The organism is Candidatus Methylomirabilota bacterium (assembly GCA_035764725.1).
In the GTDB taxonomy this organism is placed as follows: Bacteria; Methylomirabilota; Methylomirabilia; order Rokubacteriales; family CSP1-6; genus DASRWT01.
Map to the genome: position 1 here is coordinate 57,883 of DASTYT010000013.1, position 19,189 is coordinate 77,071.

The 19,189-nt window shown below is 71.0% G+C and carries 22 protein-coding genes; 4 read left to right on the forward strand and 18 right to left on the reverse strand.

The features are described from left to right. The 3 genes from VFX14_01875 to VFX14_01885 are packed head-to-tail and all read right to left on the reverse strand — an operon-like array spanning position 1 to position 1,850. The gene (locus tag VFX14_01875) at positions 1 to 963 is read right to left on the reverse strand and encodes an LLM class flavin-dependent oxidoreductase (GenBank protein HEU5188416.1); all 963 of its coding nucleotides are present in this window, start codon (positions 961 to 963) and stop codon (positions 1 to 3) included. A 10-nt stretch (positions 964 to 973) separates the two neighbouring features. After that, positions 974 to 1,615: an HAD family phosphatase gene (locus tag VFX14_01880; GenBank protein ID HEU5188417.1), complete on the reverse strand. Its 642-nt coding sequence runs from the start codon at positions 1,613 to 1,615 to the stop codon at positions 974 to 976. After that, on the reverse strand, positions 1,590 to 1,850 hold the full coding sequence (locus VFX14_01885) for a hypothetical protein (GenBank protein ID HEU5188418.1): 261 nt from the start codon (positions 1,848 to 1,850) through the stop codon (positions 1,590 to 1,592). The genes VFX14_01880 and VFX14_01885 overlap by 26 nt, the downstream gene beginning before the upstream one ends. Positions 1,851 to 1,856: 6 nt before the next feature. Here VFX14_01885 and VFX14_01890 point away from each other — a divergent pair, with 6 nt between their 5' ends. Next, a complete protein-coding gene (locus VFX14_01890; protein ID HEU5188419.1) occupies positions 1,857 to 2,897 on the forward strand; it encodes a methionine synthase in 1,041 nt (346 codons plus the stop codon). A gap of 38 nt (positions 2,898 to 2,935) precedes the next feature. Here VFX14_01890 and VFX14_01895 read toward each other — a convergent pair whose 3' ends face one another. Genes VFX14_01895 through VFX14_01910 form a run of 4 tightly spaced genes read right to left on the reverse strand, consistent with a single transcriptional unit; the run spans position 2,936 to position 6,441 of the window. After that, positions 2,936 to 3,694: an N-acyl homoserine lactonase family protein gene (locus VFX14_01895; protein HEU5188420.1), complete on the reverse strand. Its 759-nt coding sequence runs from the start codon at positions 3,692 to 3,694 to the stop codon at positions 2,936 to 2,938. 29 nt (positions 3,695 to 3,723) lie between these two features. Beyond that, a complete protein-coding gene (gene ggt, locus VFX14_01900; protein ID HEU5188421.1) occupies positions 3,724 to 5,340 on the reverse strand; it encodes a gamma-glutamyltransferase in 1,617 nt (538 codons plus the stop codon). A 20-nt stretch (positions 5,341 to 5,360) separates the two neighbouring features. Continuing rightward, a complete protein-coding gene (locus tag VFX14_01905; protein HEU5188422.1) occupies positions 5,361 to 5,849 on the reverse strand; it encodes a GNAT family N-acetyltransferase in 489 nt (162 codons plus the stop codon). After that, the gene (locus tag VFX14_01910) at positions 5,830 to 6,441 is read right to left on the reverse strand and encodes a cob(I)yrinic acid a,c-diamide adenosyltransferase (protein HEU5188423.1); all 612 of its coding nucleotides are present in this window, start codon (positions 6,439 to 6,441) and stop codon (positions 5,830 to 5,832) included. The genes VFX14_01905 and VFX14_01910 overlap by 20 nt, the downstream gene beginning before the upstream one ends. 48 nt (positions 6,442 to 6,489) lie before the next feature. Here VFX14_01910 and VFX14_01915 point away from each other — a divergent pair, with 48 nt between their 5' ends. Beyond that, entirely contained in the window at positions 6,490 to 6,930 is a 441-nt protein-coding gene (locus VFX14_01915) for a CoA-binding protein (GenBank protein HEU5188424.1), read from the forward strand. Positions 6,931 to 6,945: 15 nt separating this feature from the next. Here the strand turns inward: VFX14_01915 and VFX14_01920 are convergent, their stop codons facing one another. After that, the gene (locus VFX14_01920; GenBank protein HEU5188425.1) at positions 6,946 to 7,620 is read right to left on the reverse strand and encodes an isoprenylcysteine carboxylmethyltransferase family protein; all 675 of its coding nucleotides are present in this window, start codon (positions 7,618 to 7,620) and stop codon (positions 6,946 to 6,948) included. Between the two features lie 10 nt (positions 7,621 to 7,630). Continuing rightward, positions 7,631 to 8,266 (reverse strand): VOC family protein, encoded by a 636-nt coding sequence (locus VFX14_01925; GenBank protein HEU5188426.1) that lies wholly within the window; start codon positions 8,264 to 8,266, stop codon positions 7,631 to 7,633. Positions 8,267 to 8,308: 42 nt separating this feature from the next. Here VFX14_01925 and VFX14_01930 point away from each other — a divergent pair, with 42 nt between their 5' ends. After that, positions 8,309 to 8,797: a DinB family protein gene (locus VFX14_01930; protein ID HEU5188427.1), complete on the forward strand. Its 489-nt coding sequence runs from the start codon at positions 8,309 to 8,311 to the stop codon at positions 8,795 to 8,797. Positions 8,798 to 8,807: 10 nt separating this feature from the next. On the opposite strand, the gene VFX14_01935 is transcribed toward VFX14_01930, so the two are convergent. The 9 genes from VFX14_01935 to VFX14_01975 all read right to left on the reverse strand — a co-directional run bounded on the left by VFX14_01935 (position 8,808) and on the right by VFX14_01975 (position 18,496). Then, the gene (locus VFX14_01935; GenBank protein ID HEU5188428.1) at positions 8,808 to 10,865 is read right to left on the reverse strand and encodes a transglutaminaseTgpA domain-containing protein; all 2,058 of its coding nucleotides are present in this window, start codon (positions 10,863 to 10,865) and stop codon (positions 8,808 to 8,810) included. Between the two features lie 8 nt (positions 10,866 to 10,873). Continuing rightward, entirely contained in the window at positions 10,874 to 12,412 is a 1,539-nt protein-coding gene (locus VFX14_01940; GenBank protein ID HEU5188429.1) for a hydantoinase/oxoprolinase family protein, read from the reverse strand. Further along, positions 12,409 to 13,482 (reverse strand): DUF917 domain-containing protein, encoded by a 1,074-nt coding sequence (locus VFX14_01945; GenBank protein ID HEU5188430.1) that lies wholly within the window; start codon positions 13,480 to 13,482, stop codon positions 12,409 to 12,411. Before VFX14_01945 ends, VFX14_01940 begins: the two co-directional genes overlap by 4 nt. Before the next feature lie 13 nt (positions 13,483 to 13,495). Further along, positions 13,496 to 14,269 (reverse strand): ABC transporter permease, encoded by a 774-nt coding sequence (locus tag VFX14_01950; protein HEU5188431.1) that lies wholly within the window; start codon positions 14,267 to 14,269, stop codon positions 13,496 to 13,498. After that, the gene (locus VFX14_01955; protein HEU5188432.1) at positions 14,266 to 15,111 is read right to left on the reverse strand and encodes an ABC transporter permease; all 846 of its coding nucleotides are present in this window, start codon (positions 15,109 to 15,111) and stop codon (positions 14,266 to 14,268) included. The genes VFX14_01950 and VFX14_01955 overlap by 4 nt, the downstream gene beginning before the upstream one ends. Before the next feature lie 4 nt (positions 15,112 to 15,115). Next, entirely contained in the window at positions 15,116 to 15,796 is a 681-nt protein-coding gene (locus tag VFX14_01960; protein HEU5188433.1) for an AroM family protein, read from the reverse strand. Beyond that, positions 15,793 to 16,869: an ABC transporter ATP-binding protein gene (locus tag VFX14_01965; protein HEU5188434.1), complete on the reverse strand. Its 1,077-nt coding sequence runs from the start codon at positions 16,867 to 16,869 to the stop codon at positions 15,793 to 15,795. Before VFX14_01965 ends, VFX14_01960 begins: the two co-directional genes overlap by 4 nt. Next, positions 16,866 to 17,876, reverse strand: coding sequence for an extracellular solute-binding protein (locus VFX14_01970; GenBank protein ID HEU5188435.1), 1,011 nt, complete (start codon positions 17,874 to 17,876; stop codon positions 16,866 to 16,868). The genes VFX14_01965 and VFX14_01970 overlap by 4 nt, the downstream gene beginning before the upstream one ends. A gap of 80 nt (positions 17,877 to 17,956) precedes the next feature. Further along, positions 17,957 to 18,496, reverse strand: a complete 540-nt coding sequence (locus VFX14_01975; protein ID HEU5188436.1) for a hypothetical protein — start codon at positions 18,494 to 18,496, stop codon at positions 17,957 to 17,959. A gap of 374 nt (positions 18,497 to 18,870) precedes the next feature. On the opposite strand from VFX14_01975, the gene VFX14_01980 reads away from it, so the two are divergent. Then, complete coding sequence (locus VFX14_01980) at positions 18,871 to 18,999, forward strand: hypothetical protein (GenBank protein HEU5188437.1); 129 nt, start codon at positions 18,871 to 18,873, stop codon at positions 18,997 to 18,999. The last annotated feature ends 190 nt before the right edge of the window (positions 19,000 to 19,189 follow it).

Here is a 19,189-nt window from a genome sequence, read left to right on the forward strand (position 1 = left end):
TCAGCAGGTCGCGCCCGCCTCGAGAGTGGAGAGGTAGTGCGGGGCGTCGGGGAAGCCGATGGGACGGACGGCCGGCAGCGTGACGCCGGCGTCGCGATGCGCCGCCACGAAGGCAGCGAGCGCGCGATAGTCCCCGATGGCGCCGAGGGCGCCGAGCAGGCGCTCCGGCACCGCCTCGGGCCCCGGCGCTTTGTCGTACGCCGCGATCTCCCCGCGGAAGCCACTCTTCTCGAGCATCGCGCGGTAGAACGGCAGCGCGAGATACCGCGTCAGCTCGGTCCGGAAGGTGCCCAGCGCGGCGCCGCGGTCCACCGTGATCGCGGCGGGCACGGCGGCGACGACCTCGAAGCCGGCCAGCGGCTTGCCCGCGCGCTCGCGGCCGCGGCGGATGGCGGGCAGGGCCTCGCGGCGGATGTAGTCCGGCGCGGCCAGCCACAGCACGGCGCCGTCGGCGACCTCGCCGGCGAGCTCCAGCATCTTGGTGCCGAGGCCGCCGAGCAGGATCGACGGAGGCTCCGGCAGGCGGGGCAGCCCGCTCTGCCACGTCACCTGATACCGGGCGCCCTTGTGCTGGACCTTACCCGTCAGTGCCCCACGCAGGACCGCCACGTACTCGCGCATCACGTCCAGCGGGCGGCCCATGTCGAGGCCGAGCGCCTGCGCCATCATGGGCGCGTGGCTGACGCCGATGCCGAGCCGCACCCGGCCGCCGCTGACATCGGCGAGGGTGAGCGCCTCCTGCGCGAGGAGCACGGGATGACGCGGGTAGATCGGGATCACGCCGCTGCCGAGCCCGATGCGCGGCGCGGCGGCGCCGTAGGCGCCCAGCACGAGCAGCGCGTCGCGCCCCAGCCCGTGCGTAGTCCACACGCTGTCGTAGCCGAGCGTGTCAGCCCGGGCGGCGAGGGCGACGGCGTCCGCGAGGGCGGCGCCCGCGTTGATGAAGCAGGCGATGCGCGGCACTAGCGAGGCCTCACGCGCGCGGCCGGACGCCGACGGCGGCGAGCAGCGCGGCCAGGTCGTCGCCCTTGTCGACGCGATACAGCACGCCGGTCATGCCGATCTTCTTCGCCGCCTCGACGTTCTGGTCCCAGTCGTCCACGAACACGCACTCCTCGGGCGTCACCGCGAGACGCGAGGCGGCGAGCTGGAAGATCTCCGCCTCCGGCTTGGCCATGCCGACCTCGGCCGAGCACACGATGTCGTCGAAGAGGTGGTGGATGCGCATCTCGCGCTCGAGTCGACCGCGAAGCGCGCCGTCCGCGTTGCTCAGGACCGACACCTTGTAGGGCGGCCGCAGCCGCTCGACCAGGTCGAGATTGCCGCCGATGGGCCGCTGCGAGAGGCGCCATGTCTCGTGCAGGGGCGGAAGGGGCTTGCCCGCGCGGGCCTCCAGCTGGGCGTGGGCCCGCGCTTTCCACGCTTCGGGATCGCCGATCCCCCGCTCGATGTCGCGCCACGTCTCCGTGCGGTAGAGGGTCTCGAAGACGGACGAGCGCGGGAGCCCGTGCTCCTCGGAGAGCGTGCGCGCCACCTCCCAGCGCATGTCCCAGAGGACACCGCCGAAGTCGAAGACGATCGCGCGGAGACTAATAGCGGTTGGCGGAGCCGGCAGGCGGCTTTTCCGCCTGCTTCTTCACGATGTCGCCGGACAGGGGCACCCAGCCCCGCTCCTGGAGGCACGCCTCGTTGAGCACGCGGTCCTTGGTGCAGGCCTTGGTGTCACGATCGAAGTCGGCGGCGGTGTAGTTGCCGCCCGGCTTGTACCACTGCTTCTCGGGATCGAGCGAGCATGCCCCGAGGGGGACCGCAAGCGCCACGAGCGCGGTCAGCGCGATGAGTCGAATCATGGCGGCATGATACCATGCAGGGCGGTGCTCGAAACCACGATCGCGGGAAGCCTGCCCAAGCCGACGTGGCTGGCGCCGCCGCGCACCCTCTGGGCTCCGTGGCGGGTCGAGGGGCCCGCCCTCGACGAAGCCAAGCGCGACGCGGTGATCCTCGCCCTCCGCGAGCAGGAGCGCGCGGGCATCGACATCGTCACCGACGGCGAGCAGAGCCGGCGCCACTTCGTCTGGGGCTTCGTGGAGTCGCTGGACGGCGTCGACTTCACCCGGATGGTCACGATCGGGATCCGTGCCGACCGCTACAAGGCCGACGTCCCCACCGTGACGGCGCCGGTGCGCCGCCGCGGCCCCATCCACTCCGCGGAGATGCGCTTCGCGCGGGCCCACACGGACCGGCGGCTCAAGTTCACCATGCCGGGCCCCATGACCATCGTGGACACCATCCACGACGGCTACTACGGGAGCCGCGCCAAGCTCGGCATGGCCCTGGCCCGCCTCATCAACGAAGAGGCCCGCGAGCTGGAGGCGCTCGGCGTCGACATGATCCAGCTCGACGAGCCCGCCTTCAACGTCTACATGGACGAGGTCCGCGACTGGGGGCTCGCCGCCCTCGACGCTGCCGTCGAGGGGTTGCGGTGCCGCACCGCCGTGCACATCTGCTACGGCTACGGCATCAAGGCCAACAACGACTGGAAGAAGACGCTGGGCGGCGAGTGGCGCCAGTACGAGCGGACCTTCCCGCTCATCGCGCGCTCCCGCATCGGCGGCGTGTCGCTCGAGTGCGCGGCGTCGCGGGTGCCCATCTCGCTGATCGGCTTGCTCGAAGGGAAGGACATCCTGCTGGGCGCGGTGGACGTGGCCACCGACGCGGTGGAGACCCCCGAGGACGTGGCGCGCGTGATCCGCGAGGGGCTGAAGCATGCGCCGGCCGCGCGCGTCTTCCCCTGCACCAACTGCGGCATGGTCCCGCTCGCGCGCGAGGTGGCCGAGGGCAAGCTGCGCGCGCTGGCCGCGGGAGCGGCCCTCGTGCGTAAAGAACTGGGCGGCTAGGCGCGCTGCCGCGCCCGGGCGGGCCGCGGGCCGCTCGCCTAGGCGATCTTCACGATTCCCGGCTCAAGCTCTTCGAAGCGCTTCGCGACTTCGGGATCGTGGCCGGTGACGACGCGATCCGGGCTGCCCGCTATTTCGTCGATACGGTCGAAGCCCTTCAGCATCTGGGGCAGGCTCGTGATGATCTGTACCGGATCACGCCGCTCGATGTTGCGGTAGAAGTGCGAGGCGTCCGAGGTCAGCACCACGGTGCCCTTCGCGGTCTCCACCGAGACCACCTGCAGCCCCGCGGTATGGCCACCCACCCAGTGCGCGGTGATACCCGGCAGCACCGGGATCTCGCCCTCCACCAGCCGCACCCGCCCCGCGTAGTTCAGCTTGACGAGGTCGGCGAGCGGCTCCGCCTCGGCGAACATGCGGTAGTGTGCGTACTGGCCGGCGAAGCCCGTCCAGAACTGCATCTCCTCCTTCTGGATCCAGAAGCGCGCGCCCGTGAAGAACGGATAGCCGTCCCAGTGATCCCAATGCAGATGCGAGATCAGCGCCACGGGCACGTCGGCGGCCTTCACGCCCACGCGACTCAGCATCTCCGCCGGGCTCACCCACTTGCGCGCCTCGCGCCGCTGCGCGTCGGCGGCGGAGAAGCCCGTGTCGAGCACCACGGGATACGGCCCGCCCAGGATCACCCACAGGTAGAAGTGCAGCGTGAGCGTGGCGGTGGACGGCTCGCGGAAGAAGAACGTGCACTGCTGGGTGTCCCGCTCCGCGTATTTGAGGGCGTAGACCTGATATGGCATGTCGTTCCCCTCTGTCGTGCCCGAGGTCCTCAGTAGCCCAGGGCGACGCCGTCGCTGCGCGGGTCGCAGCCGCCGTGGCGCGCACCCGTGGCGGGGTCGATCGTGATGCCGTGCGCGTGCCCGGCCCGCTCGTTCCACGGGCCCCACTGGTTGACGGTGTGGCCCCGCCGCGCCAGCTCCGCGCCCGTCGCCGGCGGGAAGCGGCCCTCCAGGTTCAGCAGGTCGCGGGGCTCCAGCAGGCCGAAGCGGCCGGAGAGCCAGCGCGGCGCCTCCATCGCCTGCTGCACGTCCAGGCCGAAGTCGATCATGGCCGTGTAGGCCTGGAGATGGATCTGCGGCTGCCCGTCCGCCCCCATGCACCCCATCACCTGCCAGGGGCGATCACCCCGGAACGCGAGCGAGGCGATGAGCGTGTGCAGCGGCCGCTTGCCCGGCTCGAGACGGTTGGGGTGCGTGGGATCCAGGCTGAAGTAGGCGCCGCGATTCTGCATGACCACGCCGGTGCGCCCCGCCACCACGCCCGCGCCGAAGAGGCCGTAGACGCTGTGGATCAGCGAGGCGGCGCTGCCCTCGGCGTCCACCGCGGCGACGTAGACAGTGTCGCCGGCGAGCGTGCCGAAGCTCGGCACCTCGTCCCAGGGCAGGGCGCGCCGCATGTCGACGAGGCGGCGGCGCTCCGCCGCGTAGTCCGGCGATAGCAGCCGCTCCACCGGGACCTTCGCAAAATCGGGATCGGCCAGCACGCGGTCGCGGTCGTGGAAGGCGATCTGCTTGGCCTGGACGAGCAGGTGGACGTGATCGGGCCCGAGATAGTCCATGGCGCCGAGGTCGTACGGCTCGATGAGGCGGAGCATCTGGAGCACCGAGACCCCCTGCGTCGGCGGGGGGGTCTCGTAGAGCGTGATGCCCCGGTAGGTCGAGGACAGCGGCTCGCCCCAGCGCGCGCGCTGGGCCCGGAGATCGCCCTCCTCGATGAGCCCGCCGCGGGCCCGCGACCAGCGCGCGATCTCGCGGGCCACCTCGCCCTCGTAGAAGCCGCCGCGGCCCGCGCCGGCGATGGCCTCGAGGGTACGCGCGAGGTCGGGATTGCGCAGGCGCTGCCCCTCGCCGAGCGGCCGGCCTCCCGGCAAGAAAACCGCCGCCGCCTCCGGGCTCTCCGCGAGCATCGTCGCCACGGAGGCGATCCAGTAGGCGAGCCGCGCGCCCACCGGGAAGCCGTCGCGCGCGCATTCGATGGCGGGCGCGAGCACGCGCGGCAGCGGCAGCCGCCCGTACGCGGCATGGGCCTCGAGCCAGCTGTCGATCGCGCCGGGCACGGTGACGGTCGCGGGCAGCACGCCCCGATACGGCACCTCCCCGAGCCCCCGGGCCTCGAACGCGGCGATGGTCGCCGCGGCGGGCGCGCGGCCGCCGCCGTCGAGGAAGCGCACGCCGCCCGTGCGCGCCGGATGCACCAGCCAGAAGGAGTCGCCGCCGATACTGGTCATGTGCGGGTACACGACGCTCAGCACGGCAGCGGCGGCGATGGCCGCGTCCACCGCCGAGCCACCGCCACGGAGCATCTCCACGCCCGCCGTGGAGGCGAGCACGTGCGAGCAGGTCACCATGCCGCGCGGGGCCACCGTGGCCGGCCGCGGGGCCGCCACGTCCTGCACGTCGCCGGGAGCTATAGGGCGCGCTCCATCCAGATGTTGGCGCGCGCGTTGCCGTTGTAGTCCGCGATCTCCTGAAAGCCGTAGGCGCGGTAGAGATGGACCGCCGCGGCCAGGCGATCCTCGCTGTCGAGACGCAGTCGCGCGCAGCCCAGCGCACGCGCCTCGGTCAGGCAGGCGTCCATCAGCGGTCGGCCGAGGCCCTTGCCCTGATGCACCGGGCGAATCCACATGCGCTTGACCTCGCCCACGCCGGGCTCGAGCACCCGCACCGCGGCGGTCCCCACCACGAGCCCCACCGGATCCTCCACCACGAGGAGAGAGCCACGCCGCCCGTCGTAGGCCGCCTGCCAGTTGGCGATGTCCTTGTCGAGCCCCTCGCCATCCAGCTCCTCGCCCAGCCAGGCGAGATAGGCGTGGAGCTCGCGCGCCACCGCCTCGTGATCCTGTGCGGTGGCGCGGCGGATGCGGTAGCCGGACGCCTCAGCGGCGCGCGCGGTCATGGCCGGCGAGCCCGCGCTCCCAGAGGTATTCGGTCTCGCCGAGCCGCTGGCCCACCCACCGCGAGAGCACGAAGAGGAGGTCGCTGAGACGGTTCACGTACTTGAGCGGCCATGGCGAGAGGCTCTCGACGCGCGCGAGCGCGAGGACGCGCCGCTCGGCGCGGCGGCACACGGTGCGCGCCTGATGGAGGAAGCCGCCCACGCGGCCGCCGCCGGGGAGGACGAAGGACTTGAGCGGCTTGAGATCCTTCTGGCACCGGTCCATGAGCTGCTCGAGCGCCTTCACCTCGGTCTCGCCGACCCGGTGCATGCCCTCGTAGACCGCGTCCTCGGGCGTGGCCAGCTCGCTGCCGAGGTCGAACAGCTCGTTCTGGAGGCGGCGGAGCACTTCGTCGAGCCAGCGGTAGTCCTTGCCCTTCTTCAGCTGTTCCGCGTTGAAGACCCGCGCCAGGCCGATAACCGCGTTGAGCTCGTCGATGGTGCCATAGGCCTCGATCCGCGGCGCATCCTTGGCAACGCGCCGGCCGCCGACCAGTGCCGTCTCGCCGCCGTCGCCGGCGCGTGTGTACACGCGGGTGATCCGGATCGCCATGGCCTGTCCTCCCCGGGGCTCAGGCTAGCACAGTGCTAGACTGGCCACATGGGCGAGTGGACCGACAATCTCGTGACCGCGCGCGACGACGTCGCGGCCATCGTGCGCGAGTGCCGCCGCATCGCCGTGCTCGGCATGAAGACGGAAGCGCAGCGCGGTGAGCCCGCCTTCTACGTGCCCGAGTACATGGCGCGCGCAGGCTACGACATCGTGCCCGTGCCCGTGTACTACCCCGACGTGAAGCAGATCCTGGGCCGTCCGGTGTACCGCACGGTGGCTGCGGTGCCGCCGCCGGTGGACATGGTGAACGTGTTCCGCCGCTCGAAGGACATCCCGCCCCACGTCGACGACATCATCGCCGCGCGCCCGCGCGTGGCCTGGTTCCAGCTCGGCATCGTCAACGATGTCGCGGCGGAGCGGCTGGCGCGGGCAGGCATCCGCGTGGTGCAGGACCACTGCCTGCTGGTCGAGCACCGGCGTCTCGGCTAGCCGCGCACAATCCCCTCACCAGATGCCCGGGAGCAGGCGGTAGCGCACCCGGCGCTGATACTCCGTATAGCCCGGCAGATCGCGAGCCAGGAGCCGCTCCTCGTCGAGCAGCCGCCAGATCAGCGCGGGCACGATGAGGACGAGCGCGACCAGCCCCCAGAGGGAGCCGAGCGCCAGCGGCGTGCCGATGAGATAGAGCGACGCGCTCGCGTACATCGGGTGGCGCACCACCGCGTAGGGCCCGGTGGAGATGACGCGCTGATCCGCCGTGACCCGGATGGTGGCCGCACCGTAGGTGTTCTCGCGATAGACGAGGAAGATGAGGGAGAAGCCAACCACCGTCAGGGCATTACCCGCCAGCGCGACCCAGGACGGAAGGTGCGACCAGCCGAATCGCCGATCGAGCGCGGGCACCACCACCAGCGCGGTGAAGCCGAGCGACACGAGCCACATGATGATCCGCTGGGACGGCTCCGGCTCGGCGGTCGGCCCGCCGCGCATCCGGCGCTCGAGCAGCGCGGGATCCCGTCGCATCAGATACACCGTGACGAAAGCGGAGATGCCGAAGAAGACCGCGAGGTAGACCCAGGCCTGCCCGTAGTGGACGGTGCCGGCGCCCACGAAGAGCACCAGGCCCATCACGATCGCGAGAGTCGCCAGCGCGAGCCACGCGCGGGCGTTGAGGGTCATGGCCGTGGACTCACGCTCGGCACCCGAGCCCGAGAATCAGCTCCCCCTCCTCCGTCGCCACCGCCACGCGCCCGAGCCCCGGAGCGCCGGCCCCGAGGCGAAGGGGGGCTTCGGCGCCGGCGCACAATCGATCGAGCCGTTCCGGATCGGGCGTCGTCACCTCCAGCCACGCCACCCCATGAGCGCCGTTCGCGTGCCGCACCGGAATCGCGCCGGGGAAATCCGCGGGGTCGTCCCACTGCATGAAGAACGGCGGCCACGATTCGGCCGCCGCTTCGCGCAGGCCCGCGGCCTGCCAGCTGAGCGGGCGACCGTCGGGGCGAATGCGCCGGCGCCGCTCGGGCACGAGGCCGTGAGTGCGCGCGACCTTGTCGATGTCGTCCGTGCGCAGCGACCAGCGCACGAGGCGGTCACCGTCGGCGATGCGCGCCAGGAGGGCCTGGCCGTACCACTGCGCCTCCGCGAGGGCGTGATCGACCACGCCGAGCAGCTCGAGGTACTGCCGGCCGAGCGGAATGATGCGGTTGGCGGTGCCGAGACCCGGGTGCACGCCGCCGGCGAGGACGGTGAAGCCGAGCGCCTCCATGCGTCGAGTCGCCGCGTCGAGGTCGCGCACGCCGAGGATCACCTGGCCGAGCTCGAGCATGGGCGGCTCAGTGTAACGTAGGGTGACGAGAAGGAGGACCCCATGGCCCTGACGGCGGCCGAGCGGCGCACCCTCATCGACAACTATGCGGCGGGCCCGGCCCGGCTACGCGCGGCGATCGCCGCGGTGCCGGCGGAGGCGCTCACCTGGCGGCCGGCCCCCCGGGAGTGGTCCGCGCACGAGGTCGCCGTGCACTGCGCGGACTCGGAGACGCAGGCAGCCGGGCGCATCCGCTTCCTCGCGGCCGAGCCCGATCCGGTGCTGATCCAGGGCTACGACGAGGTGAACTGGGCGGTCGCCTTCGACTATCACGCGCATCCGCTCGAGCTCGCGCTGGCGACGGTGGATGCGGTGCGGGCGAATACGGTCGCTCTCCTGCGACGGCTGCCCGAAGACGTGTGGGGGCGTGCGGGGCGTCACTCCCAGTCCGGCGGCTACACGGCGGAAGACTGGCTCCGCATCTACGCCGCGCACCTCGAGGAGCATTCGCGGCAGATCGAGGCCAACGTCGCCGCGTGGCGTCGAAGGTAGAGCCGCCCCTTCACCCTGACCCTCTCCCCCTCTGGGCGGAGAGGGAGAGAACGCAGGCGTCGAGGTCCGCGCGCTCGCCCGCGTCGAGGGTCGCTTCGCCAAATCGCACGCGCTCGTAGCCGTTGGTGAGGCGGGCCAGCGCCGAAGCGGCGCCGGGCAGCGTCGCCGCGGCCCGCGCCCCGAACTCGCGCGCCGTCTCCCCCGCACCGGGCGCCAGCCCGCGCCGCGCGAGCACGCGCAGCGCCCGCGCGTAGAATCCCGGCATCCGGTCCGCGCCACGCCCCGCCGCCCCCACGCGCGGCCGGCGCCACAGCCACCACGCGATAAGCAACGCTACTCCGCCCGCGGGCGGGTACGCGACCGCGGGCGGGCGCCACGCGCGGAGGGCCGTCCAGTCGACGCGCCATGAGCTCGCCTGCCGGCGAATGGTCGTCGCGACCTCGACCTGATCGCGCAGGCTCCAGTTGATGACGTAGCGGTACCAGCGCAGGCGTAGCGCGTCGAGATACTGTGCCGCGCCGGACGCCGTCGTCTCCGGCTCCGCGCGCGGCGAGGGATCGAGGGTGATCCAGCCCGTCCCGGCCACGTAGGCCTCCACCCAGGCGTGCGCGTCGCGCATGCGGACGGTGAAGTAGCGGCCGAAGGGGTTCCATTCCCCCCGCTGAAAGCCGGCCACGACCCGCGCGGGAATGCCCTGGGTGCGCAGCATCACCGCCAGGGCGGCGGCGAAGTACTCGCAGTTGCCCGCCCGCGTCTCGAAGAGGAACTCCTCCAGCGGCGGCAGCTTCGTGCGCCGCTCGAGCTTTAGCGAGTAGCGATACTGCCGCGAGAGATGGTCGGTCAGGCGCTGGGCCGCGTCGCGGGGGCCGCGCGCGCCCGCAGTGACGCCGCGGGCCAGCTCGGCGACGCGCGGCGCCAGCTCGGGGAGCTGGAGGTAGCGCACCCCCACCGGCATCGGCTCCTCCCCCAGCATGTGGGCTGCCCGGCGTCCCACGCTCGGCGGCGGCACCTCCAGCTCCGACTCGACCCGGTAGTGCAGGCGCGCCGACGCGGAGGGGATGGTCACGGTGCCGGTGTCGTCGACGGTGATCTCGGGCGCGCGCGCCTCGAGGCGCAGCGCGCGCGTCGCGCTGAAGATCACCTCGGTGCCAATGGGCTCGAGGAAGACCTCCTGCGTCACGAGGGGGCCCCGGCCTCGGTACGTCCCCACGCGGTAGTCGCTGGCCAGCGAGCGGCGCAGCGTCGCCCGCTGGATGTGGCTGGCGCTCCACGCGCGGCCGTCGAACTCGTCGAAGACGATGCCGCGCCACCGGAGCAGCGGCAGCGCCTCCTCGGGGATCTCGCCGGGAACGTGGACACGCATGGCGACGGTGGCGTCGTTCTGGATCTGCCCGTAGGCGCCCAGCTCGACGCGGTCGGAGAAGCCCGTCACGAGCGAGCCGATCTTGCCGTGGAACGGCAGCGCGGCAAGGCCCACGCGCGGGATCACGAAGAAGAGCGCGGTGGTGATGAGGAAGGTGACGATGGAGGCGGCGGCGGCGAGGCCCAGCAGCATGCGCGGGCTCGCCCACTGTGGAGACCCCGCCACCACGCGATCGGGGGCGGGCTCGGACTCCACGAGGATGTGCTGGAGGAGCAGCAGCCAGGTCGACAGCAGCAGGAACGCGATGAAGACGAAGAGAAAGCCCACGCCGAAGGCGGCGGAGGAGGCGGCCACCAGCATGAAGAAGGCGAGGAAGGCGACGGTGCGCGCGTCCTTCACCGAGTCCGACGTGAAGAGGCGCGCGAGGACCAGGAAGAGCAGCATGTGCACGAGCCCGTCGAGGACGGTCTCGGCGAGATACAGGAGGTCCATCGTGGAGGCGACCGCGGCCACCACCACGAGCCCCGCGCCCAGCGCGCGCGTGTGGATGCGGGCGCGGATGGCCGCCTGCCACCAGCTCAGGAGGAGCGCGAGGCCCACCACCACGAGGCCCGCGGGCCCCAGCAGGCCGGCGAGCACGAGCGCCGCCAGCCCGTCGGCGACGAGCAGGTACGCGGCCAGGCGCACGGCGAGGGCGGATGACATACCTCGGCCTACCGCGCGATCTCTCCGACCACCCGCACGCGGGTCCGGAGCGAGTTGCCCGGCAGATACGAGAGGGGGAGATCCTCCACCTCCACCACGCTGACCGTGCCGCGGTCGGCGCCGGCCGCCACCGCCTTGTCCTCGGCGGCCCGGCGGGCCCGAGCGATGGCCTCGTCTCGGGAGAGATCCTGGAAGATCTGGTCCACCTCGCCGCTCACCTGCGCGATGGCCGCGCCGACGGCGTTGGCCACCGCCTGATGGGGGACGTTCAGGACCTCGGAGACGCCGGCCAGCCGCGGCGGCACCAGGAACGAGCCGCCCCCCACCGCGATCAACGGCGCGTCACCCGCGTCGGTCTTCATGCGGTCCACCCCTTCTTCGATCATGGCACGGATGCGCGCGAGCGTGGAATCCACCAGCGAGGCGGGCAGCGCGGCCACCCGGGACCGGTCGCCCAGGTCGATGAGACCGGCGGCCACCGCGACGTCGGTGACGGTGAGCACGTCCCCTCCGAACACCAGCGCCTGCTCGGTGAGCCGGTAGCCCACGCTGGTGGGCCCGATGCGGAGCGACGGCGCCGCCGCCACCCGCGTGCCTCCTCCCAAGCCCAGCGACAGGAGATCGGGCATGCGGAAGAGGGTGCGGACCTCGCCGATCTCCACCACGCTGTTGGCCTCGCGCGGAAAGCCGTGGCGCAGGCTACCGATGTCGGTGGTGGTGCCGCCCACGTCGATCACCAGCGCGTCCGCGCGCTTGGATAGGAACGCCGCGCCCCGCATGGAGTTGGTCGGGCCCGAGGCGAACGAGTAGACGGGGTAGGCCTCGGCCACCTCCGCGAGCATCACGGTCCCGTCGTTCTGGGTGAGGTAGAGCGGCGCCGCGATGCCGCTGGCCCGCAGCGCCGCCGTGAAGGCTCGCGTGGTCTTCCGCGCGAGCTGGACCAGGCAGGCATTGAGCAGGGCCGCGTTCTCGCGCTCGAGCAACCCGATCCGGCCCAGGCGATGCGAGAGGGTGACCGTCACCTCCGGGCACTCTTCCCCGAGAATGGCCGCGGCCTGCTCCTCGCACGTCGCGTTGAGCGGCGAGAACACCGCGGCCACCGCTACCGAGCGGATCCCGGCGTCGCGGATGCGCCGGGCCGCCGCGCGCATGCCCGCGGTGTCGAACGGCACCAGCGGGCGGCCGTCGAACTCGTGACCTCCTTCCAGCATCACCACCTCGCCGCGCACGAGGGCGGCCAGGTCCTCGGGCCAGTCGACGAAGGGCGGCAGCGACGCCCCGGACGGCAGGCCCACCCGCACGGCGGCCACGCGGTCGAGCTCGCGCCGTTGCACCACCGCGTTGGTGAAGTGGGTGGTGCCGATCATCGCGGCCTGCGCTTCGCGTGCCCCCGGGGCCCGCTCGACGAGCCCGGCAAGCGCGCGGGTGATGCCCCTGGTGACATCTTCAGTGGTGGGCGTCTTCACCGCCGCCACCACCAGGTCGTCCTCGAGCAGCACCGCGTCGGTATTGGTGCCGCCCACGTCGATGCCGATGCGCCGCCTCATGCGAACACCGAGCGGAAGTCGAGGTCGTAGCCGAAGGCCCGCGGCCCCACGTGCTCGATCCCCTTCGGCGTGAGGAGGATCGGGGGCGCGGGTAGCGCGATGACGGTGACGCGCTGCCCATAGCGCAGCGTCTCGGTGCCGATGGCGTCCCCCGCCACGGTGTCGAGCACGCAGATGAGGTCGGGGGTCATCACCCAGGGCACGTCGTCGAGCCAGCCCACCGCGAACTCGTTCTGGAACGCGAGCCGGAAGGTGTGGCCGCGGAACTCTTCCAGGCCCTCGATGGCGGCGGTGCCGCGCAGGAAGCCCTCCGTCGTGCGGCGGGCGATGTCGTGGATCTTTCCCACGAAGAGCTTGATCCCGCCCTCCTGCTTCAACACGGCCTCGATGGGGTCCCGGTGGGCCTTGCGCGCCGCCTGCACCGCCCGGCCGATCCCGATGGCCTTGGTGGTGGAGCCGAGGATCGCGCACTCCTTGATCTCCTTGCCGGTGCGCGGCGCCTTGCACGTGGAGGCGATCGAGCCCACCTCCACGCACGCCTTGCGGCTGATGCGCTCCATCCACTTCCACGACGCCGCGCGCGCGACGACCACGGCATTGTCGCGCACGTCGGCGAGGGTGAGCGGGTACATGCGCAGATCGTGGATGGCGAAGCTGGTCATCTGCGCCTCGGGGAAGGCGCGTCCCATGCAGTCACCGTCGATCACCGGCAGGTCGAGCATGGCGGCGCCCATGAAGGGCTGAATGGAGTTGCCGCCCCCGATCTCCAGCGACATCAGGGCGCGGAACTTCTTCCCGAGATACTCCTCCATCATGGTGACGGCCAGCGCCATGGTCTTGGGATCGGTGAGGCGCTCCTGGCCCACCAGCGGCGCCCCCATGTTGGAGACCACCGCGACCATGTCGTCGTCGTCCAGCTCGGCGGCATCCATCAGATGGCACGTGACGCCCCTCCGGTACAGCTGCCGCATGTTCAACAGTGCGAGGTAGGGGCTGCCGCCGCCCCCGGTGCCCAGGATCCAGGCGCCGATGGCGAGGCTCTCGATCTCGTCCAGGGAAACCGGTCTCATCGGGTAGGCCTCATCAAAACCCCGTGAACTCCTCGAGCCCCATGAAGCGCGCGATGCCCACCACGAGCACCAGCGCCACGCCGATGGCGAAGGCCGACACCGCGGCGGCCGTGGGGTCGAACGAGTACTTGAGATAGGCGAACAGCTCGATGGGCAGCGGCGTCAGCTTCGCGCTGGTCAGGAAGAGCGACAGGGTGAAGTTGTCGAACGAGATGGCGAAGGCGAAGATCGCCCCGGCGACCACCCCGGGCTTGATCACGCCCAGCGTCACCTCGAAGAACGCCCGCAGGGGGTGGGCCCCCAGGCTCTGCGCCGCCTCCTCGAGCGCCAGGTCGAAGTGCGTGAGGGTGGCGGTCACGGTGCGGATCACGTAGGGCGTCGTCACCACGATGTGGCCGATGAGGAGGGCCGCGTACGAGGCCTGCATCTTGAGCAGCGTGTAGAACTGCAGCAGCGCCACCCCGGTGAGGATCTGGGGCAGCAGGAGCGGCGAGGTCACGAACGCGTTCAGGAGATCACGCCCGCGAAAGCGCCCCCGCACGAGGACGACGGACGCCGCCGTCCCGATCACGGTGGACGCAAGCGCGGTCCAGAAGGCCAGCTCGGTGGACAGCCAGAGCGCCTGCATGAACTCGCGACGCTGGAAGAAGTTGGCGAACCACCGGAGGGAGAACCCCTGGGGCGGGAACGTGAAGTAGTTGCCCGCGTTGAACGCCGCCAGCACGACCACCACCATCGGCAGGAGCAGGAACGCGTAGACGACGCCCACCGCCGCGCGCAGGATCACACGATCCCCCGCAGCGCCCGCTCCGTCACCTTGATGTACACGGCGATCAAGACCACCGAGATGACCAGCAGCACGAAGGCGTTGGCGGCGCCGAACGGCCAGTCGAACACGGAGAGCACCTGCTCGTAGACGACCATCGGCAGCACGTGCACCTTGAAGCCGCCCACGAGGATCGGGACGACGAACGACGAGATGGCCAGCGAGAACACGAGGAGCGAGCCGGCGAGGATGCCGGGCAGCGACAGCGGGAGCGTGATCTCGAAGAAGGCGCGATGCGGCGAGGCGCCGAGCGTCTGCGACGCCTCGATGAGCTGGGGCTCGATGCGCTTGAGCACGCCGGTCAGCGACAGCACCATGAACGGCAGGAAGACGTGCACCAGGGCCACGGTGACCCCGAACTTGTTGTACATGAGGGGCAGCGGCTTCGCCAACCAGCCGTGCTGGACGAGCGTCTCGTTGATGAGACCGCGGTCGGCGAGCAGGATCATCCAGCCGTAGCACCGGATGACGATGCCGACCAGCAGCGGCGAGAGGATGAACACGATCAAGAGCGGCTTCCCGCGCGTCCGCGTCAGGGCCAGGTGGTAAGCGAGGGGATACCCCAGGAGCAGGCACGCCACCGTGGTGAGCACGCCCAGCCACAGCGTGTCGCCGAGCACGCTCAGGTAGTACGCGTCGGTGAAGAAGCGCACGTACTGGCTCGGCGTCAGGGCCCAGTCGATCTGCCCGAAGGAGCTGCGCGAGAGGCTGATCAGGAACATCAAGATCAGCGGGACGGTGAAGAACACCGTCAGCAGCAGGACGTACGGTCCGAGCAGGAGGACGCGGGCGCCGCGGCTCACGGGATCAGCGGCCGAGCAGCTCCGCAGCCACGCGGGCCACGAGCAGGTTGGCCACCAGGGTGGGCGCGCCGGTGAGCGCGGCCACCTCGTCACGGGTCTTTCGGCGGAAGCCGATGCAGTCCATGACCACGAGCCCCGCGTTCCCCGCGCGTAGCGCCTCGGCGGCGCGCCGCACCGCGGCGGGGTCGTGCTCCTCGTAGGGTGACAGCGGCGCCACGTGCGCGTCGAAGCCGCAGGCGCGCCAGCGGGCCAGGGTCTGGGGCACGTGGCGCTCCGACGGCGTCAGCACCCCCAGCCGCCCGGGAAAGACCATGGCGCGCAGCAGCCCCAGCAGGAGCTGCTGCGGCTCGAGGAAGGGCCGCCGCGCCTTGAGCCGCGGGAACTCGCCCGTGCAGAGGAGCACGGTCAGGGCTACCCCGCGATCCTCGAGGGCCGCGATCTTCGCCTCGATGAGCGGGATCATCTTGGTCTTGCCCACGAAGACCGACGAGCCGTCGGCCAGGCGGGTCACGAGGATCTCGTCGTCGCCCTCGGGGGCGAGCGGGGCGATCTCCAGGCGCGAGAGGCCGTCGAGGGCGCCCGCTTCCACGATCTCCACGTCGCCGCCGAGAATCGCCGCCATGTCGGGCACCACGTCGCTGCGCGGCGCCTGCCCCACCGTGATCATGCCCACCCTCGTCGTCATGATGATGACTCCTCTCGAAGGATGCGGGCGTCCGCCGCCGTCCAGCCCGCGCGCACGCGGGCGCCCGCGGCGAAGCGCACCTCGCCCAGCTCGACCGCCTGTAGCTCCAGCCCGCCCTCGGAGCGCAGGATGTAGCGCACGGTCTCGCCCTGATAGACCACGTGGGCCACCGTCATCGGCAGTACCGTGTCCAGCGCGGCGGGCGGATCGAGGCGCACCCGCTCGGGCCGCAGGGCCACCGACACCGGGGCGCCCGCGGGGGCCGTCCCCGCCGCCGCCACCGTCGCCCCGGCACACGCCACCACGTTCGCGCCGGCCGCGCGGCCCGCCAGCAGATTGATGTTGCCGATGAACGAGGCTACGAACGCGGTCGCCGGACCCTCGTACAAGCCGCGTGGTGTTGCCACCTGCTCGACACGCCCGCGCTGCATCACCGCGATGCGATCGGACATCGTGAGCGCCTCTTCCTGGTCGTGGGTCACGTAGATCGTGGTGATGCCGACCTCACGCTGCAGGCGCTTGAGCTCGATCTTCATGTGGTCGCGGAGCTTCTTGTCGAGCGCCCCCAATGGCTCGTCCAGCAGCAGCACCGCGGGCCGCGTCACCAGCGCGCGGGCCAGCGCCACCCGCTGCTGCTCGCCGCCCGAGAGCTGCGAGGGGTAGCGGCCTCCGTACGCGGGGAGCTGGACGAGGGTCAGAGCCTCCGCCACCCGGCGCGCGATGTCGGCCTTCGGCGCGCCCTGCATGCGCAGGCCGAACGCCACGTTCTGCGCCACCGTCCGGTGGGGGAACAGCGCGTAGTGCTGGAACACCATGCCGACGCGCCGGCGATGCGGGGGCACGCCGGTGACGTCGGCTCCGTTGATGGCGACCCGCCCCGCGTCCGGCGTGACGAAGCCGGCCACGGAGCGAAGCGTGGTGGTCTTGCCGCAGCCCGACGGCCCGAGCAGGGTGAAGAATTCGCCGGGGACAATGTCGAGCGACACCCCGTCGAGCGCCATGGTCGTCCCGTAGCGCTTGACGAGATCGGTGAGGGCGACGGTGCCGGCCGCGCCGGGCGCAGCAGCCGTCAACGCATCTCCCGGTTCCACTTCTCCGTCCATTGCGGCCGCTGCTTGGCGACCTGGGCCCAATCGAAGAGCACGAGCTTGTCGACGTCGGCCGGCCCGCTGATGATCTTCTTCGCCACGTCCGCCGGGACCTTCACCGTCTTGTTGGTGGGGCTCCAGAACAGCTCGCTGGCGAATGCAAGCTGCACCTCGGGCGAGATGTACGCGTCGATGAACTTCCACGCGAGCTCTTTGTTCTTCGAGCCGCGCGTGACCTGCACGATCTGGTCGAGGATCGGCTGGCCCTCCGACGGCGCGACCCAGTCCACGGGGATGCCGCGCTTCTGGAGGTCGTACGCGGACGCGTCGTGCAGCACCGCCATCACCACTTCCTTCTGCTCGAGCTGCTTCTCGACCGTGCCGGTGAAGTCCACCAGCTTGGGTTGCGCGCGCTTGATGGCGGCGACGCCCGCGTCCACGTCGAAGTAGTCCTTGCCGTAGAGCTTGCCCGCCATGAACAGGAAGTTGATGCCCAGGGTGTTGCCGATGACGTAGGTGGCGCGGCGGCCGGTGTAGGTCTCGTCCCAGAAGTCCTTCCACGATACCGGCCGCTTCAGCCCCATGTCGGTGCGGTAGGCGAGGCCGATGCGTCCCCAGAACATGGCCAGGCTCGTCTCGCCGATGAGGGCCTTGGGATAGAGGTTCTTGATGTTGGGCGCGAGGGCCTCGTTCCGCTTCTCGAAGAAGCCGCGCTCGCGCGGGATCGGGAATGCCGGCTCGTTGCCGAACACCACGTCGTAGGGCGGGTTGTCGGGCCCGGCGGCGAGGAGCTTGGCCACCCACTCCGTCGTGATGCCGGTGACGACCTCGACCTTGACGTTGTGCTTCTTCTCGAAGGGCTCGACGAGCGCCTTCTTCATGACCTCCGACCAGCGGCCGCCGTAGCCGGTGACCACCAGAGTGGTCTGGGCGTTGGCGACGGGGGCGAGCGTGGCGACGAGGAGCGTGACCAGGACGAGCGCACGTGTCATAGGAGCCTCCCGGGCAGGTTGGTGGCCCCGCTTGTCTCACGAACGCGGGCGATTATCAAGCCTCCGGCCGGGCAGGCTCTTCACGACGATCGGATGACGATCGGGATCTCGGCCAGCTTGGCGAAGAGACGCTGACGACGCCGGATCGGGCGCCAGTCGTAGAGGAAGATCTCCAGCGGCCGCCACATGGCAACCCAGCCCACGATGTACAGGCCCTCGTCGGCGATCTGCACGACCAGCCCGGTCGCGGCCATGAGAATCAGCTGGCGCAGCGCGATGCACACGAAGAGAAACGTCACGCCCACGACAAGGGCGATGCGCCCCTCCCGGAAGAAGATGCGCAGCCGCCGCCGGGTCTCACCGGCCCGGTAGGCGAAGTAGTTGTGAATGCCGGTGGCGAGATCCGGGGGCGCGCCCGGCGAGGGGCCGGCCGGCAGGTAGACGACCAGCCTCAGCGGCTGGTCGAGCGGATATTCGTCGGCGGAGTCGACGATGTACTGCTCAGCATCCTCGTCGAGGTCGCGCTCGTGAAAGGGAGATGGATCGAGCGAGTTGAAGAGCTGTTGGGGCTGGCTGAGGCGAATCTCGATGGCGGCGTCGGTCGTCGTGCGGTCGGCCATGGCAGAGATGCCCTCTATCGCCAAGGATACCCTCAGGTCGCGAACCGTGCCTCATCGGTGTGCCCCACACGGCCCGGGAATGTCGATCCGAGGGGGCGCCGTTCGATTCATCCATGGAGGTATTTCACGATGACCAGGATTCGATCTCTCGAAGGACGTGACGCGGGACTCCTCGCCGCGATCGTCGAGGGCATATCCAGGCTGGCCCTCGGCCGCCCGCTCAATCCGACGAAGGTCCAGGCACACGCCCCGCGCGTGATGCTCGCTGCGTTCCTGTCAAACGTGATCTTTGGGTCCGGACGTGGACGGTCGGCCGCGATTTGATCCAGCTGGTCCGGATCCGCGTCGCCGCTCTCAACGGGTGCCCTCTCTGAATGGACATCAACGCCGCGGTCGGCGGCAAGGTCGGCCTCGCGCGCGAGAAGATCGGCGCCGCGCTCGGCACCGGCGATGCCCGCGACCTCTCGGAGCGGGAGCGCCTGGCGCTCGTCCAGGAGAACTAGAACGCCAAGTCCAATCGGCCGCTCCGTGTCGACGCCAACAACTTCTGCGAGATCCCGCTTCCGGCGTCGAAGGCGTAGGCCGGCTGATGCCGCGCGCGATGGGGCGTCATGCGGCATCCAGGAATCGACGGTCTCCGCTCCCGCCCGAGGTCTGGCCGGGGCTCGAGCGCCCGGGCGCGATGGGGTCTCC